Source organism: Crenobacter oryzisoli (genome assembly GCF_030385785.1).
GTDB classification, from domain to species: Bacteria; Pseudomonadota; Gammaproteobacteria; order Burkholderiales; family Chromobacteriaceae; genus Crenobacter_A; species Crenobacter_A oryzisoli.
This window is the reverse complement of the sequence record NZ_JAUEDK010000020.1, coordinates 33293-50829: the sequence shown is the minus strand read 5'-3', so window position 1 is coordinate 50829 and position 17537 is coordinate 33293. Positions and strand designations below refer to the sequence as shown.

The 17537-nt window shown below is 61.9% G+C and carries 14 protein-coding genes; 4 read left to right on the top strand and 10 right to left on the bottom strand.

Translation table 11 applies throughout. The features are described 5' to 3' along the window. A complete protein-coding gene (arcD, locus tag QU481_RS12270) occupies positions 1-1482 on the bottom strand; it encodes an arginine-ornithine antiporter (protein WP_289830308.1) in 1482 nt (493 codons plus the stop codon). Between the two features lie 31 nt (positions 1483-1513). Here arcD and QU481_RS12265 point away from each other — a divergent pair, with 31 nt between their 5' ends. Continuing rightward, positions 1514-1654 (top strand): hypothetical protein, encoded by a 141-nt coding sequence (locus tag QU481_RS12265; protein ID WP_289830307.1) that lies wholly within the window; start codon positions 1514-1516, stop codon positions 1652-1654. A 991-nt stretch (positions 1655-2645) separates the two neighbouring features. Here the strand turns inward: QU481_RS12265 and QU481_RS12260 are convergent. The 8 genes from QU481_RS12260 to QU481_RS12225 all read right to left on the bottom strand — a co-directional run bounded on the left by QU481_RS12260 (position 2646) and on the right by QU481_RS12225 (position 12483). Beyond that, entirely contained in the window at positions 2646-4271 is a 1626-nt protein-coding gene (locus QU481_RS12260; RefSeq protein ID WP_289830306.1) for a methyl-accepting chemotaxis protein, read from the bottom strand. 109 nt (positions 4272-4380) lie between these two features. Next, the gene (locus QU481_RS12255; RefSeq protein ID WP_289830305.1) at positions 4381-5382 is read right to left on the bottom strand and encodes a methyl-accepting chemotaxis protein; all 1002 of its coding nucleotides are present in this window, start codon (positions 5380-5382) and stop codon (positions 4381-4383) included. 211 nt (positions 5383-5593) lie between these two features. After that, on the bottom strand, positions 5594-6835 hold the full coding sequence (locus QU481_RS12250) for a porin (protein WP_289830304.1): 1242 nt from the start codon (positions 6833-6835) through the stop codon (positions 5594-5596). Between the two features lie 354 nt (positions 6836-7189). After that, positions 7190-8554, bottom strand: a complete 1365-nt coding sequence (locus tag QU481_RS12245) for an MFS transporter (RefSeq protein WP_289830303.1) — start codon at positions 8552-8554, stop codon at positions 7190-7192. A 163-nt stretch (positions 8555-8717) separates the two neighbouring features. Then, positions 8718-9422, bottom strand: coding sequence for a fumarylacetoacetate hydrolase family protein (locus QU481_RS12240; protein ID WP_289830302.1), 705 nt, complete (start codon positions 9420-9422; stop codon positions 8718-8720). A 37-nt stretch (positions 9423-9459) separates the two neighbouring features. Next, positions 9460-10107 (bottom strand): maleylacetoacetate isomerase, encoded by a 648-nt coding sequence (gene maiA / locus QU481_RS12235; RefSeq protein ID WP_289830301.1) that lies wholly within the window; start codon positions 10105-10107, stop codon positions 9460-9462. Between the two features lie 10 nt (positions 10108-10117). After that, on the bottom strand, positions 10118-11311 hold the full coding sequence (locus QU481_RS12230; RefSeq protein WP_289830300.1) for a 3-hydroxybenzoate 6-monooxygenase: 1194 nt from the start codon (positions 11309-11311) through the stop codon (positions 10118-10120). A 134-nt stretch (positions 11312-11445) separates the two neighbouring features. Further along, positions 11446-12483 carry a cupin domain-containing protein gene (locus QU481_RS12225; protein WP_289830299.1) on the bottom strand — a complete coding sequence of 346 codons (1038 nt, stop codon included), beginning with the start codon at positions 12481-12483 and terminating at the stop codon, positions 11446-11448. Between the two features lie 170 nt (positions 12484-12653). On the opposite strand from QU481_RS12225, the gene QU481_RS12220 reads away from it, so the two are divergent. Next, positions 12654-13556, top strand: a complete 903-nt coding sequence (locus QU481_RS12220) for a LysR family transcriptional regulator (RefSeq protein WP_289830298.1) — start codon at positions 12654-12656, stop codon at positions 13554-13556. A gap of 377 nt (positions 13557-13933) precedes the next feature. Here QU481_RS12220 and QU481_RS12215 read toward each other — a convergent pair whose 3' ends face one another. Then, a complete protein-coding gene (locus QU481_RS12215; RefSeq protein ID WP_289830297.1) occupies positions 13934-14467 on the bottom strand; it encodes an Mpo1 family 2-hydroxy fatty acid dioxygenase in 534 nt (177 codons plus the stop codon). A gap of 606 nt (positions 14468-15073) precedes the next feature. Between QU481_RS12215 and QU481_RS12210 the strand changes: the two genes are divergently transcribed. Both QU481_RS12210 and QU481_RS12205 read left to right on the top strand, forming a co-directional pair. Then, complete coding sequence (locus tag QU481_RS12210) at positions 15074-15352, top strand: HU family DNA-binding protein (RefSeq protein WP_289830296.1); 279 nt, start codon at positions 15074-15076, stop codon at positions 15350-15352. A gap of 167 nt (positions 15353-15519) precedes the next feature. Beyond that, positions 15520-17199, top strand: coding sequence for an acyl-CoA dehydrogenase family protein (locus QU481_RS12205; protein ID WP_289830295.1), 1680 nt, complete (start codon positions 15520-15522; stop codon positions 17197-17199). The last annotated feature ends 338 nt before the right edge of the window (positions 17200-17537 follow it).

The following is a 17537-nucleotide window of genomic DNA, read 5'->3' as shown; positions in this document are numbered from 1 at the left end:
TTACAGCGTGAGAAAACCCTTGTAGAGGCCAAATGCGGCAATCAACGCACCGATTACCACTACCACAAAGATGATTTTTTCGATCGAGGTGAAAACAGGTTGTCCAACCTCACGCTTCGCCTTGGCAAAGAGCAATGCACCCGGCGCATACAGAAGCGCTGACAACAGCACGTATTTGAGGCCACCTGCATAGAGGAGCCAGACTGCGTAAATCACGGAGATGGCTGAGATGACCAAGTCCTTATTGCGTTCCTGGCTCTCACCTGCGTAGGTCTCGCCCCGTACCGCGAGCAGCAGGGCATAAGCAGCAGACCAGAAATAAGGCAGCAGGATCATCGATGTCGACAGATAGATCAGCGACAGATAGGTGCCCTTGGAGAACATCGTGATCACTAGGAACAACTGGACCATCCCGTTTGTCAGCCACAGAGCGTTGGCGGGTACTTTTTTCGCGTTTTCCTTGTGCAGGAACGTCGGCATCGTGTGATCACGCGCCGCCGAGAACATGATTTCTGCACACAGCAGCACCCATGACAGCAATGCCCCCGCCAGAGAGATGACGAGACCGACGCTAATTAGGATAGCCCCCCAGTGACCCACAACATGTTCGAGCACGCCGGCCATCGAAGGGTTCTGCAGTACCGCCAACTGAGGCTGGGTCATGACGCCGAGCGAGAGCACGTTCACCAGCACCAACAGAAACAACACCCCAACAAAGCCGATGACGGTCGCCTTACCCACGTCGGTACGCTTTTCGGCACGTGCTGAGAAAATGCTTGCGCCTTCGATGCCGATGAACACCCAGACTGTCACAAGCATCATGTTGCGAACCTGGTTGGTAACGCTGCCTAGCTTCGGATTTTGCTGGCCCCAGAAATCCGCGGTGAATATCTGGAACTTGAATGCGAACAGGCACAGCAGAATGAACAGACACAGCGGTACGATCTTGGCGACGGTTGTCACAAGATTGACGAATGCGGCTTCCTTAATCCCGCGCAGGACGAGGAAGTGCACACACCAGAGCAATACCGACGAACAAACAATGGCGACCGGCGTATTGCCCTCCCCGAATATCGGAAAGAAGTAACCGGCCGTACTGAACAGCAGGACGAAATAGCCGACGTTGCCAAGCCACGCACTGATCCAGTATCCCCAGGCGGACCCAAACCCCATAAAGTCGCCGAACCCGGCCTTCGCATAGGCGTAGACCCCACCGTCCAGTTCTGGTTTACGGTTGGCGAGCGTCTGGAATACGAATGCAAGGGTGAGCATGCCGACCGCGGTGATGGCCCAGCCGATGAGTACGGCACCTGCGTCGGCGCTGACAGCCATGTTCTGTGGCAGGGAGAAGATCCCTCCGCCGACCATTGAGCCTACAACCAGAGCGGTGAGCGCTCCGAGCCGGAGCTTGTTTGAGGGTGCCGACGTGGCAACCGGCCCAGACCCAGACTTGGTATCAGACGCAGACGTTGAACCGGACATATCGTCTCTCCTTCCACCACATGAAGACCGCATGATCGACAAGCCGTCTTCGATCGTTTCTGATTCCCGTCTGATCAGCGGCCAGATTGGATTGCAGGCACTTCTCTCAAGTTCGAAACAGGATCATTGGGGTGCTTGGGCAGCTCCCCAGGACAGCAAAAAGCCCTCCTGAAGGTATCGACGTATCTACGTTCGTGGAATTGGATTGCCTGATTGGAAGCATTTCGCCGACCGTTGATCGGCGGCTCAGGCTGGGGCCCCGATGATTAACCGTCTCGGAATTTTGACCGGCGCTAAGAACCTGCTCACGATCTCGCGAACGAAGGGTCAGCCAAGGCGAAATGACGCGAAAAAGCGGAATATGCCTATCAAATAGATAAGCATATTGAGCGTCATTTCAACGCAGGATCACCCGCCTGCAGCAGATCGTGAACAGGCTCTAAGAAACAGCATAGTTCATGTATAACCGCATGACTTTGTTGCAAAATCACCTCTTGCAGGTTATCCGACGATAGGAGTTTGACGACATTGTCCGCTGCCTTGGTCACATGCCGCAGCTCCCTCATTGACAGTGGCTATAACGCCGCCCTCAAACCAGTGAGTCATTGACTGATAGGGCCAGTGGCATCGCTGCGCGACCGCAAGCGAGGACGCTGATCGACCTTCCCCGACGCGGCCATCCGGCTCTGCCGGACGCTCAATATGCGGGACGATTTGAGCGCGGCGGCAGAGCATCGGCCGGAGTCACAACCTGGGGCAACGGGCTGGTTTGGCTTGGGTCGTGCTCGACGTCCACATGCTCAATCGTCGGCGAACATCATTGACGGTACGCATTCGCTACCATCCTAGCCAGAGAACAGCGTCTACTGAGGCCGTACGCCAACAGGATGCTGGCGAGAGGAGGAATGGGAGGGCATCAAGCATAGGGTGGCTAAGCGCCGCTTACAAAATTCAGAGCAACGTTTGCTGCATAGCGCGCCGACGCCGCTTCGCTGAGTTTTGTTAGCGGCTCTAAACAATACGGCAAGGAGACGTAGCGCTACAGCAGGATTTTTGCGGCGATGAAGGCAATCATCCATCGCCATTTAACTATGATTGCTTCTGACTATGATTGCTTCGCCGCCTGGGACTGGGCGCCGAGTAAATCCACTGCTACCGAGCGATTATGCCAATCGGAAAAAGTCTACTGACGCTTTGAGCCGATTTGCTGCTGTCGCGAGATCGTGAGAAGTCTCGGCAACAGAATGGGTGGCTGAAGTATTTTCATCTGACATCTGAGCGATTGCTTCGACATTCTGAGCCAAATTTACGGATGCCACTTTCTGTTCTTCAAGCGCATCAGCTATCTCGCGAATGAGTTGAATCACCTGCGTGGACGCATCATTTGCCGCCTGGATTGAGGCACTGGCCCCCTCCGACAGCAATACCACGTGACCTGCCACCGTGGTGTTGTGCTGCATACCGGTTGCCGCATCCATCGCACCACGCTGTATGGCTTGGATCATACCGTCGATTTCCTGAACTGACCCCGTGGTTTTCTCTGCGAGTTTGCGAACCTCGTCCGCCACAACGGCAAACCCTCGGCCTTGCTCGCCGGCTCTGGCCGCTTCAATCGCTGCGTTCAGGGCCAGCAGGTTAGTCTGGTCGGCGATGTCTTTGATTACCGTCGCCAAATCGCCAATCTGCAGGACGGAATGGGAAAGCACCCTGATCTCATTGGCAGACGCATCGATCGACTTGGCCACGGCCTTGACCTGACCGGTCGCCGAATCGACATTACTCACACTCGTTGTCGCCAGGTGGCCCGCTTCGGTCACTTTCACCGTGACCTCCTGTGCGGAAGCAGAAACCCGGTCGATGCTGACCGACAATTGTTCCACAGCCGCTGCAGACGAGGCTGTCGCATTGGCTTGAGCCTCCGTGGCAATGGAAACCTGTTTGGCGGCAGTCGACAGGTGCCCAGCCGAACCCGTTACCACCTCGGTGGCTGCACTGACCTCTCCGATGACTTGCGACAACTTACCGGCCATCTGATCCAGGGCCTTCAGCAGCAGCCCTGTCTCATCCCGGGTATCAGCATGCAGGCGGACCGACAGGTCGCCGCTTGCCAGTTGATTGGCGGCCTCGACCGCTTGGCCGAGTGGACGGGTAATGCTCTTCGAGATCATCAGCCCCAAGATGAAGGACAGCACGATGCCGATGCCACTGCTAACGATCAGGATCGTGCGGGCACGGTAGAAACCCGCCTGAGCCTCCTGCCCTGACTGTTGCGCTAACTCGCTTTGCCATGTCGCCAGGCGGTCAACCAGCGCTTGGTAGGTCCGGATACCCTGGGCCGCATTGGCAATGACCGCTTTGACCTCATCCATTTTCCCTGTTTCGTTCAGGCTGAAGACTCGATCCTGGGCCAAACCAAACTCATTGTGTCTCTGCTGAATCTGCTCCAAGAGCTTGATGGCATTCGGATCGGTCAACGTGGGTTTGAGCCGTGCCCAGATATCGCCTGTCGCCGCTCTGGTCGCCAGTATTTTCTGCTTGCCACTGAGTCTTTCTTCGGGCGTCGTCGCCAGCATAAAGTCACGTGTCGCAAGACGAATGGCGCTGATACCGGCCTGCCCTTTGTGGAGCAGCAATATATTGGGAAGGCGGTTGGCAGTGACCATGTCGATCTTGTCCTGCATTGCCGCCATCCCAGTGAGGCCTGCCCCCATCATGATCAGCATCAGCGTGATCATCCCTCCCAGCAGCATGGCCAAGCGCGTGCCAACTTTGAGATTCTTCAATGTCATGACCTTGATTCCATATGGCTTTCGCCATTTTTTATCTCAAATAGCAATAGCTTCTCCTTTGGCGATAAGTCATCGCTATTTTGATTTGTTCGCCCCTTGGAAAGGCACGCTAAGCAGCCCTAGCCGTCCGCACCTCGTCCAACAACGGCTTCAAAAGCTGCAGCGCCCGCTCCGCCTCGTCGACCAGTCCGAGTAAGTCCTTTCGCAGCTGGTTGCTGATCGTCTGCTGCTGCACGAGCAGGCTGTTCGTGCCGAACACCATCTGCACCCGCTGCTGCGCGCCCTGCTCGATCTGGCGCATCGCGCTTTCCGCCTCATGCGCCCGCGCCAGCCCATGCTCGGTGCTGGTCCGCGCCGCCTCCACCCCGGCACCGGCGCTGTGCGCAGTGCGGCTCAATCCGTCGGCGATCTGACCGATCTCTTCGCTCGATGCGTTGGCGCGTTCGGCCAACTTGCGCACCTCGTCCGCCACCACCGCGAAACCGCGCCCCGACTCGCCGGCGCGCGCCGCCTCGATCGCCGCGTTCAACGCCAACAGATTGGTCTGCTTGGCGATTTCCTGGATGCTGCCGACGATGCGACTGATGCGCTCCGACTGACTCGACAGGTCATCGAACACCTCGGCGCTGTGCCGGGTATGCTCGGCCAGGCTGTCGATCACCTTGGCCGCCTCGCCAACTGCCCCCACACTGGCCTGCACCCGTTCGCCGGAGGCCTTGGCCAGCTCGCTGGCACGCCCGATGAAGTTCATCGACTGCTCGACCAGGCCGGACAACTGCTCCGACTCCTCGCTCAGCCCTTCGCAGCGTTCGCGCAGCCGGCCGAGGTGATCGCGGACCGTCGGCAGCACCTCATCACGGCGCGACGGAGCGGATTGAATCAACGTCGGTGTGGCCGTACCTTCTTGCAGCGGCTCGACGTAATAATCCGCTACTTCCAACCGGGCCTTGGCCCCTCGAACGACCCAGGCCTGCAGCCCCAGCGCCAACAGCGCAAACAACCCGAACTCCAGGCTTGCACTGCCCTCTAGCAATAACAGGCCGGCCAGCGCGGCGATCAGCAGCACCAGGCAGGCCGCTTTAGCGCGCCCCCCATCAGCTTGCAACGACATGTTTTCCTCACATGAAAAAAATGCGCGCGGACCATGCCGCGCGCCAACAAAGCCATGGCGGGGACCCGTCGCCCTGCCTATGGCACACTATGAAGCGCCCCACTCCCCCCGTCGCGCGACCCGATGTGGTCGGCGCAAGCCACAGGGCCAATCCCCGCCCCTTGTGCCTGCCCCTTTTACCCGGGCGGCGCGCCGAAGGGCGCCCCATCTCCTAGAACATATGCAGGATGCCGGCACCGACGCCGCGGCTGCTGGCGCCCGGGCTGGCCGCCCCGACCGGCGCGCCGGCGATCACGTAGCTGGCCGAATCCTGGTTGTTGATCCCATACACCGCCCCGTACACCTTGGTACGCGAGGACAGTCCATACGAGGCGCCCAGCGACCACTGCGCGGCGCCCAGGCCATTGGTCGAACAGGCGATCCCGTTGGCGTTACAGCTGCCGGCATAGGCCCGCCCGTACGACGCCCACACTTCGTGCGGGCCGAAGTTCTGCTGGATCAGCGTGTACCAGGCATTGCGCTTGAAGTTGGTCACCGCCGCCGCGGCGCTATCGTCGCTGTGGTAACTCAGGCGCTCCAGGATCAGTCCGATACGGGTGTCGGTCGGCAGCTTGTAGATCGCCACCAGCATGTTGCCGTTGTCGCGTGAACGGGTATTGGTGCTGGTTGCACCAGTGCTGCCGCCCAGCTGCGACAGGCCGAAGTAGTCGCGGTGCTGCTCATAGGCGTAGTTCAGGCTCAAGGCACCTGCCTTGTAGGCGAGGCTCGCCGACCAGATGTTCGGGTTGATGCCGGCTGTGTTGCCATTCGCGCCGGTTCGCCCCTCGCCGAATGAGTAGTCGGCGCGCAGGCTGAAGCCGGCCAGTTCCGGCGACCAGTACTGCACGCTATTGCCCTGGCGACGGCTGAACGAGGCGTCGGCCTTGCCGTTGATGCGGCCGGACTGGGTGGTCGTGCCCGGCACGCCGAAGCCGGGGTTGCCAATCAGGTAGTCGTCGAACGGGTTCACCGCGACGAAGGGATTGACCACGATCTGGGCCGCCTTGTATGGCGTGTCCCAGTTGCCGGCGAACAGCGTGCCCCAGCGCGCAGAGGCGAGGCCGAGCCGGGTATTGCGCGTGGCGAACAGCGACGGCGGCGAATTGTCGCCGTCGATGCCGATCTGGCTTTCGATCTGCCACACGGCCTTCAGCCCGTCGCCGAGGTCCTCGTCACCCTTGAAGCCGAGGTTCGACGTGTTGGCCGACTCACGCCCCATCGACGGCACATTGGTGCCGGGATAGCTCTTGACCTGGTTGGGAGCGTTGTCCGGCCTACCGACAGTGGCGCCGGTAGTGCGGTAGCTGTCGACGAATGGCAAGAGCGTACCGTAGATGGTCACGTCGGCATGGGCGGCACAGCCTGCGCCCAGGCTCAGCACTGCCAAAGCCAGGCGGGTGCACTGATAAGACATCAAGTTCTCCTTTGTTTTCTTTCTTCAAGCTGCGTTCTTTGATGCAGTCGAGTCGTACGACGCGGTCTGTCGCCGCGTTCGTCACATGGCTAGCTGGATGGGCATTCTCCTGTGGTGAATTTTCGGTCAAGCCGCCCCCCTGGGCGGCTTGACCCACCATGCAATTCGGGTATGGATTCGGGGTAAGACTTACGGTGGTGACGTGAGTTGGGCTAAGGTATGACGACCAATTCCTCCCCGTCCAACACCGTTTTCATATGTTTTCATACCCTTCAGGTATGCAACGGAGGGGCTGCGCACCGTCTGCAATATCTGGCGCAACGCTCCCAGCCGGGCGCCCCCAGAAAACGGTGTTTAGTTGGCCGGTGTGCCGAGCGTCGCCACCGCCTCCGGCGTGCCCTGCGCCACGATGTGGGCCTTCACCCGGCCGAGCACGGCGATCGCCAGCGCGGCGATGAGCGAAGGAAAGGTCAGCAACAGCAGGATGTGCGCGATCGGCAGATGCATCGCGAGCAGCCAGCCGCCCGACAGTGAGCCCAGCACCGACCCGCAGCGGCCGACCGCATTGGACCAGCTCACCCCGGTGGCGCGGTTGCCGGTCGGGTAGAACGCCGCCGCCATCGCATTGGCGCCGACCTGGCCACCACTGATGCAAAAACCGATGCCAAACACCGCGAGCATCAATGCGGCGAACTGGCCGGTGCTAACGCTGCACAACCCGATAAACGCCGCTCCAGCCAGATATGACAGTGACAGCGTGCGGGTGGCGCCAAACCGGTCCATCAGCCGGCCAAGCAGGATGGCGCCGACCGTGCCGCCCACCTGGAACATTGCTGTCACCAGCGACGCGCGCGAGAGGCTAATGCCAGTCGAATTGAGCAAGATAGGCAGCCAGCTTGACAGCAGGTAGACAATCAGCAGGCTCATGAAGAAGCTGGCCCAGATCAGCAGCGTGCCGGCGGCGAGCCGGCCGCGGAACAGCTCGCGCACCGGCGACTTGATCTTGGCCTCGCCGACGATGAAGTCCGGCATGCCCGCCCCGGCCCCGGCGATCCGCGCCACGATGGCTTGCACCGCCGCAGGCTTGCGATCGCTCAATACCAAAAAGCGCAGCGATTCGGCCAACAGCACCTTCAGGCCGAGCGCCAGCAACAGCGGCATCGCCCCGCCCACGAGCAGCACGCCGCGCCAGCCCACATGGGGCAACAACTGCACCGACACCAGCCCTCCCAGCGCCGAGCCCACAGTGAAGCCACAGAACATCAACGTGACGAGCCGGGCGCGGCGCGGCTGCGGGCAGTATTCCGAGGTCAGAGTGATCGCTGAGGGCATCGCGCCGCCCAGGCCCACGCCGGTCAGGAAACGCAGCGCTATCAACGTGAGCAGATTGGGGCTGAACATCGACGCGGCGGAGGCGAGGCCGAAGAACAACACAGACAGGACCAGCACCGGCTTTCGGCCAACTTTGTCGGCCAGCGGGCCGAACAACAGCGCGCCGCTCATCAGACCGAACAGGCCGGCACCGAACAACGGCGCCAGCGCTGCCGAGCTCAAGTGCCACTCATCGCGGATCGCCGGCGCGATAAAGCCGATCGAGGCGGTGTCGAAACCATCGACCAGCACGACTAGAAAGCACAGCAACAGGATGGTTTTCTGGAAACGGGAAAAGGGGTGGCTGTCGATGAACTGCTGCACATCGATGTGGGAACGATGATCCATCGGTTTCTCCTCTGTAATGGCGCCCCTCTGGCGAGGCGCTATGCGGCGGTTCGCTACGCTTGTTGTGTTGTCGCGCTCGCCCGGTTACACAGGGCGCCGCTCAAGGCGGCCCCTGCTCCGGGTCTGTGGCGCTTTCTCTGCGTGCATTCGCCCGTGGGCGGGGTCAGACCACGTCAACCACCAGGTCGGTCAAACCATCGATGCGCGCAACCATGCGCTCGCCTATCTTCACCGCCCCGACGCCTTCCGGGGTGCCGGTGAAGATCAGGTCGCCCGGTTGCAGCTCGAACAGCGTCGACAGGTTGGCGATGATCTCGCTGACCGACCAGATCAGGTGGGTCAGGTCGCTTTGCTGACGGGTCTCCCCGTCCACGGTCAGCACGATCGCGCCGCTATTGATCTCGCCGGTCTGCGCCAGCGGGTGCAGCACGCTGACCGGCGCGGAGTAGTCGAACGCCTTGCCGATTTCCCACGGGCGGCCCATTTCGCGCATCTTCATCTGCAGATCGCGGCGGGTCATGTCGAGGCCGACCGCGTAGCCGAAGATGTGCTCGGCAGCCTGCTCGACCGGAATGTCGCGTCCGCCCTTGCCGATCGCCACCACCAGCTCGATCTCGTAGTGGTAGTTGGCGGTCTGGGTCGGGTACGGCAGCTTCGCCACCTCGCCGGCGGCCACCGGCACCACCGACTCGGGGTCGTTGGGCTTGCAGAAGAAGAACGGCGGTTCACGGTCCGGGTCGAAGCCCATCTCGCGCGCATGGGCGGCATAGTTGCGGCCGACGCAGTAGACGCGGCGTACCGGGAACTGGGCATCACGGCCGGCAACCGGCAGGCCAACGGTGGCGACGGGGGGGAACAGGTAGCTCATGGATTCACCTCTAGAAAAACGGTAATCGAATCGGAATTCAGGCCTTGGCCGGCGCATCCGGCTGCGCAAGCGGAGCGGCGCGGCGGAACGCGTCGAGTTCGGCGCAGCGGCGGTCGATGACCAAGATGTTCGGGTATGGGCTCAGGTCGACACCGAAGCGGCGTGCGCTCTCCACCTGCGGGATCAGGTACACGTCCGCCAGACTAGGAGCCTGACCGAAGCAGAAGCCGGCACGGCTGGGATCGGCTGCCAGCAGCGCTTCGAGCGCGGCAAAGCCGGCGGCGATCCAGGTCTGGCACCAGGCAGTCACCACCGCCTCGTCGCAGCCGATGGTGTGGCGCAGGTACTCGAGGATGCGGCGGTTGTTGACAGGGTGGATGTCACAGCCAACCAAGGCGGCCAGCGCGCGCACCCGGGCGCGGCCGTCGGCGTCAGCCGGCAGCAGCGCCGGCTCCGGATAACGCTCCTCCAGCCATTCGATGATGGCCGGCGACTGGATCAGCACCTGCTCATCCGCGACCAGCGCCGGCACCAGCCCTTGCGGGTTGATCGCCTTGAACGCGTTGCCCAGATGCTCCTCGGTGCGCAGGTCAACCGCGACGTACTCGTAGTCCAGCCCCTTCAGGTTCAGCGCGATGCGCAAACGGTGCGAGGTACCACTACGGAAGAAGTTGTAGAGCTTCATCCTGCCCCCCTCAGTCCTTGACCAGGCAGTTGTCGGCGTTCCAGCCATACAACCACTCCATCGCGTCGTAGAAGCGTTCCGGGCTGCGACCTTTCCACAACTCGTTGCGCACCAGGCGCTCGACGCCCTTGGCGTGGAAGATGCGGCCCATCTCGCGGGCGGACAGCACGATGCGCGCGGTGCGGGCGACACGGGAGCGCTGGTACAGCGCGAAGGCCTTGACGAAGTCGTTACCGTTGACGCGCAGCGCCTCACCCAGCGTCACCGCGTCCTCGAGCGCCATGCACGCGCCCTGCGCGAGGTATTGCAGCGTCGGGTGGGCGGCGTCGCCCAGCAGGGTGACGCGACCGAACGACCAGGTGTCGATCGGTTCGCGGTCAGCGGTCGCCCAGCGTTTCCAGCTCTTGGGCAGTTCGATCAGCTGGCGCGCCTTCGGACAGATGCCCTGGAAGTAGCTTTGCACCTCTTCTGGGCTGCCCTCGGTGACGCCCCATTCTTCTTTGTCGCGGCTGTGGAAGGTCACCACCACGTTGTACTGCTCGCCGCCGCGCAGCGGGTAGTGCACCAGGTGGCAGTTCGGGCCAACCCAGATGCTGGCGGCGTTCCACTGCAGGTCTTCTGGGAAGTCCTTCCTGTCGACCACGGCGCGGTACACCACGTGGCCGGAGACGCGCGGTGGATCGCCGACGAACTGGCGGCGCACCACCGACTTGACGCCGTCGGCGCCGATCAGCGCAATGCCGTGGTGGGCATTGCCGTGCTGGTCGTAAACGGTAACGCCCTTGTCGTCCTGCTCGACGCGCTCGACATGGGTGCCGGTCAGGAATTCGACGCGGCCGGTCTCCTGGGCGCCTTCGAGCAGCGACAGGTGCACATCGACGCGGTGGATCACCGCGTATGGGTTGCCGAAGCGCGCCCGGAACGCCTCGCCGGTCGGGATGCGGCCGACCAGGGTCTCGTCCAGCGCATCGTGCATCACCATCTCGTCGGTGTAGACTGCACGGCCGCGCGCCTTCTCGCCGACGCCAAGCGCGTCGAAGGCATGGAAGGCGTTCGGGCCAAGCTGGATACCGGCGCCGATCTCGCCGATCTGCGGTGCCTGTTCGAGCACCTTGACCGAAAAGCCCTGGCGAACCAGCGCCAGTGCAGCGGCCAGCCCACCGATGCCGCCGCCGGCAATGATCACGGGTTGTTGGGATGTCATGGCTATCTCCTCTCTACTGCAGTACTACGGGGCCCGCGGCGACAGGCAATGACCTCTCCTGCGCGTGGCACGTGGCCTACGCGGGTGGCGGGTCTTGAGACCGTCGGGGGGAGTGAAAAAGGGCTGCGGGCTAGTTAGCGCCGCACTTCGTACAGACCGAGCTTCCTGTGCAAGGGGCTCTCGTCGGCGATGAACAGATAGGCCGGCAGATTGTCCGAGCGATTGGCAAGACGTACCCGGCTATAGCCCGGCGCACAGCAGGTATCGCCTTCGGCCAGGGTGAAGGGTTGCTCTGCGATGACGACCTCGGCGCCGCCCTCGATCAGGTGGAACACTGCCGCCGGCGAGCGCACCGGCAGCTCTACCGTCTCGCCCGGGCGCAGCATCATGGCCGAAAAGCCAAGGATGTTCTCGCAGTCGACACCAGTCTCAGGGTTGACGTAGGCTACCTGGATCGCCTCGAGGTACGGCTCCTTGTCAGCCAGCGCGTTCAGCGCCTCGCGCACATCGACCCAGCGGTAGTGCAGAATTGGATACCGCCCCTCACGCCGCTCGAACAACGGAGACGGCACCACGCCACCGCGCAGGTAAGCCTGCGCACCACCGTCGCCGGTGACCGTCTGCAGAGCCCCTTCCTCGACGTAGGACGCTTCCATGTAGTAAACCAGCGGCAGGTCGAGCACATCGAGCCAGACCACCGGCGCGTCACCGTCATGGCCGTGCTCGTGCCACAGCCCAGTCGGTGTCAGAATCAAGTCGCCGCGTTGCATCGCGCACTTTTCCCCATCGACGGTGGAATAGGCACCCTCGCCTTCTACGATCATGCGCACGGCGTTCGGGGTGTGGCGGTGCGCCGGAGCAATCTCGCCCGGCAGCAACAGCTGCATGCCCAGATAGATGGACGAACTGGCCTGCATCTTCTCCAGGCCGTGCCCCGGATTGGCCAGGACCAACACCCGGCGCTCGGCTTTTTCAATCGGGGTCAGTTCACCGGCCTGCATCAGCAGCGGGCGCAGCGCCTCGTAGCTCCACAGCGTCGCTTGAGTGCGGGGGCCGGGCTTGCCCGGCGGAAGCACAGAACGCAGGCTGGGCCACAGCGGCACCAGATTCTGAGCGCTCAGTTCCGCCCGATAGTTCTCGGGCAGGTCTTCGAGTCGACCGAGTTCCAACATGTCTCATCTCCTTGCATTCATCGCCGCGCATCGTCGAGTGGATCGCTTTCGCTTGATCCGCCGCAACACCTGCTCGGCTTGTCTTGGTGATGAAAATGTAGACAGTGGTCGACATTCGGTCTATGCAATGATATCAATGCATACCATTCCAAATTTGAATAGAGACGGCGATGCTTACGCCCGACATCCGTCTGCTGCAAGTGTTCGACGAAATCTACAAGACGCGCAGCGTGACGCGCGCCGCGGAAAACCTGGGGGTTGGCCAGCCCACTGTCAGCATCGCGCTGGCCCGGCTGCGCGAGCATTTCGACGACGCCCTGTTCGTGCGCATCGCCAACAATATGGAGCCGACCCCGCTCGCGAAGGAGCTGGAACACCCGGTACGCACCGCGCTCGATGCACTAAACCAGGTATTCGGCCACCAGACCGGCTTCGACCCGGCCACTTCCGACCGCACCTTCTGCATCAGCATGACAGACATCAGCCAGCTGGTGCTGCTGCCCAAACTGTGGTCGTATCTGCGCCAGGCCTCGCCCGGCGTGCACATCGAGATCGTGCCTTTGTCGACCGACACCGCGCGCATGCTGGAATCAGGCGAAGCCGACTTGGCGCTGGGTTTCATCCCGCAGCTGGAGGCAGGCTTCTACCAGCAGGCGCTGTTCCACCAGCGCTATGTGTGCGTCGCCGGTGCCGACCACCCGCGCATCCGCGACGAGCTAACGCTCACTCAGTTCCAGGCCGAGGAACACGCGGTAGTGACCACTTCCGGCACCGGCCACCTGATCCTCGACCGCGAGATCTCCCGCCAGGGCATTACCCGTCACGTTGCGCTACGGGTGCCGAACTTCCTCGGCATCGCCTTCGTGGTCGAACAGACCGACATGCTCGTGACCATTCCCGAGCGGCTCGCCCAAGTACTGGAAGGGCGTGGACGCTTCCGGGTGTTTCCGGTGCCGTTCGAGCTGCCCGCCTACGCGGTCAAGCAGCACTGGCACGAGCGCTACCACCACGACCCCGGCAACCGCTGGCTGCGCCAGGTGATCTCCGACCTGCTGGCAAGCCGGCCTACTTGAGTGGGCAAGACTCAGCTGCAGACGGGAATAGGTGCTAAGCACCGGCAACAAACAAAATAGACGCTGCCTGCTTCCGTGACCCGACTCAGATTATCGGCATGCCGCGCAAGGCGTCATCCTCCCCTGTGCACCGGAAGAGATGGCACCACAGCACGACTCGCCGACAGGAAAACAGGGCCGGTGCATATAGCACCGGCCCTGTTGCATTGAAAATCCGGATAAGGCAAGTTCTCAGAACTTGTTCCCGATCTCGCGAGCGAAGAGTCAGCCAAGTCGAAATAAGGCGAAAAAGGGGAATGTACCTATCGAGTAGATAAGCATGTTGAGCATCATTTCAACTCCGGATCACCCAAGAGCAGCAGATCGTGAACAGGTTCTCAGTGCATCGCGCGCTGGATCAAGTCGTACAGTACCGTAGGTCCTGCGCGCCGCTCGATCTCGGCCGCCATCGGCTTGCCCCAGCCGAGCGCAAACAACAACTCGGCGGTGACAAACATCGGCCCCACCAGCAGCCCTATCCTGTCCTCCAGAAACGCCGGCCGCCGCCCCTCGTAATAATGGCCTAGCAGTTGAATCAGCCAGCCGAGTACAAATGCCGCCAGCCCCCATCCCAGCCACGTTGCGGTACTGCCGGCTGCAAGCGGCATCGCCAGCCACACCAGCAGCGCATTGACCACGCTGACCGCCAACCCAAGCACCAGGCTGCCACGACTCAGATACCAGAGCGTCGCCAACGCCCAACCAAGCCAAGATGGCGTCAGCGGCAAGCCGGCCAATATGAACACCGGCCACCCCAACAGCACCCCAAGCGCAAAGACGATCAATGGCACCCCCACGCAGTGACTCGCAATATTACGTCGATCACGGTGGTAGGCGGCGTACTGCACCATCAGTTCGGTCGCATTGCGCATGGCGGTCTCCTCCTTTCTTGTCCTTCCTTCTTAAAGTGTCGCTACGTCGACGGGGCTGTCAACATCGGAGGCGTGTCCATTCAACAGAAATATTGCCGCCATACTCCCACGGCATTTCACCACCTTGATTGAGTTGCGCTTCTGCTCCTTTCTCCCTTCGCAGAGCACACCCCGACAGGAAAACAGACGACGGCCATTGCTCGATGCAAGGCCAGCGCTAAAGCTCCCTGGCAAGCGGTCGATGCTATCCTCAAGCAAGCCAAGCGGCCGTGCTACGCACAGACCGATGGCCCCTGCCGCGCTGTGCATGCGTAAGGATGATGGACTGGCCCAGAGCCCTCGCTGGAATCAAAGTCGGCACTGGTGACCGCACTGCTGGCCACGAGGGATGGGAGGGTCGAACCCATTAGATGACTGTCGGGAACCCGCAACGGCTTGCCCACTCTTATCCCGACTTGCCCGCAATATGCTACTCGCGGGTGACAAACCCGGTGTGACATGCCACCATGCCCCCACAAATGCTGGACTATGCTTGGTTTTAGCGGCATCCTTCACGCCCCAAGCGAAAGCCGCACCGTCTCAAACCCGAACAGGACTTATACAACAATGACCAAAGCCGAACTGATCGACTCCCTCGTTGGCGCAGCCAAAGTCGAAGTAACCAAGGCCCAAACCGCCGCTGTGCTCGACGCGCTCAACGTGATTATCGCCCAACAACTGAAGGCCGGCGCTGACATCACCCTGCCGGGCCTGGGCAAGTTCGCTGTAAAAGAATCGGCCGAGCGCACCGGCCGCAACCCGGCTACCGGCGAAGCCATCGTGATCGCTGCTCGCAAATCGCCGAAGTTCACCGCCGCCAAGGCGCTGAAAGACGTCGTCGCCTAATTCAGGCCCACGAACGCAAGCAGCCCCGCACCGCGGGGCTTTTTTTGTGCCCGTCCTCCCCAAGCGCCCCCTTACCGCTCTCGATCCTGAGCCCCCTCCCGGCAACGCATTCAGCATGCGCTACGCTACAAGAAGTCGGCAGCGTACCGGCATTCCGGGGAGATACGATGAGCAGTTCGCCTATCAGCCAAGCCGCGTTCAATCAGGTGCCCGACCTGGTCGACTACAATCTCTACGGCTGCGACCCGGTGCTGCAGGGCGCACTGGCCGTCGCGGGTGCCGACTGGCATGCCGACCAACTGGCCCGTTTCGGCGCCAAGCTCGGACAACCGCATACACTGGCGCTCGGCGCGCTGGCCAACCGCTACCCGCCCGAACTGCGCACTCATAGCCGCACCGGGGAGCGCATCGACAGCGTCGAATTTCATCCCAGCTGGCACGCGCTGCTGTCGCTGCTGCGCAGCCAGGGGCTGCATGCACTGCCATGGATCAGCCCCCAGCCAGGCGTGTGGGCGGCACGCACCGCCGGCTACTTCCTGCAAGCGCAGATTGAATCCGGCTCGCTGTGTCCAACCACCATGACCTTCGCGGCCATCCCGGTACTGCAGAAGGAAACGGCGCTGTTCGCCTCGCTCGGCCCAAAGCTGTACGCACGTCAGCATGACCCGCGCGATCTGCCGTGGCCCGACAAGGCCTCGATGCTGATCGGCATGGGCATGACCGAACGGCAGGGCGGCTCGGACCTACGTGCCAACACCAGCGTGGCGGTGCCAGTGACCTATGGTGGGCGAGGCGGCAAATACCGGCTCAACGGTCACAAGTGGTTCTTCTCCGCGCCGATGTGCGACGCACACCTAGTGGTAGCACGGCTAGGCAATGCCAACGACGGTCCGATCTGCTGCTTTTTCGTGCCGCGCTGGCGTCCCGACGGCAGCAAGAACGCGGTCGAGATCCAGCGGCTGAAGGACAAGCTCGGCAACCGCTCCAACTCTAGCAGCGAGGTCGAATTCCGTGACGCCTACGCGGTACTGATCGGCGAGGAGGGCCGCGGTATCCCCACCATCATTGAGATGGCCACCCACACACGGCTCGACTGCGTGATCGGCAGCGCCGCGCTGATCCGCCAGGCCTTCGTGCAAGCACTGCACCACTGCCGCCACCGTCAAGCCTTCGGCCGACTGCTCGTCGACCAACCGCTGATGCGCAACGTGCTGACCGATCTGGCGCTGGAAAGCGAGGCGGCCACTTGGCTGATGATGCGCCTCTCCAGTGCGTTCGAAGATGCCGATAGCGACCCGCTGCAGGCAGCATGGAAACGCATCATCACACCGGCGGCGAAATTCTGGGTATGCAAGCGCGCGCTCGAGGTCACCGGCGAAGCGATGGAGATCTGGGGTGGCAACGGCTATGTCGAAGAGGGCCCGATGGCGCGGCTATACCGCGAAGCGCCGGTCAACTCGATCTGGGAAGGCTCGGGCAACGTGATGTGCCTGGACGTGCTGCGTGCGTTCCAGCGCGAACCGGACGGCACTGCCCTGCTCCTGGCCGACCTGGCAGATGGCGCCGCCGGTGAACCTCGCCTGCTCGCTGCGTTGCGGGCACTCGAGCCGTTGCTGCACCAGCCGGGCGAACTGCTGCAGGCTAACGCGCGACGACTGGCGCAGGCCCTGGTGCTCTTGGCGCAAGCGGTGCTGCTGCGCCACCACGGCCAGCCGGCCAGCGCAGAACTGTTTATCGCCAGCCGTTTCGATGGTGGCATGCCGACCGGACATGGGCGGGTACTCGGCACGCTGGCGCTCGACAGCCTGGCTACAACCCAGGCCATCCTCGACGGCAACTGGCGCTGACTCCGATCTGACCGCCACACAGGGCCGGTTGCCCGACCGGTCTCTCCGACCGGTCTCTCCGCCGTCCCTTGCCCCTGCCTGTGACTGGTACCGGCCAAGCACAGCCTGAGTCGTCATGGCGTAGTCCATCCCGTCGACGGGACGGCCGCACGCCGATAGTTCAATTTATCTGAACAAACAATTCAAATAATTGAGTTATTATAACTTAGGTTACCATGTACAATAGCTTCATGACTGCAACACAACTGCAGTCATACGCAATACGTAGTTAGATAAATGCAATCGTTACCGTTATTGCAGCACAAAATACCGACAGTCCTTTTTGAAGCATTATGCAG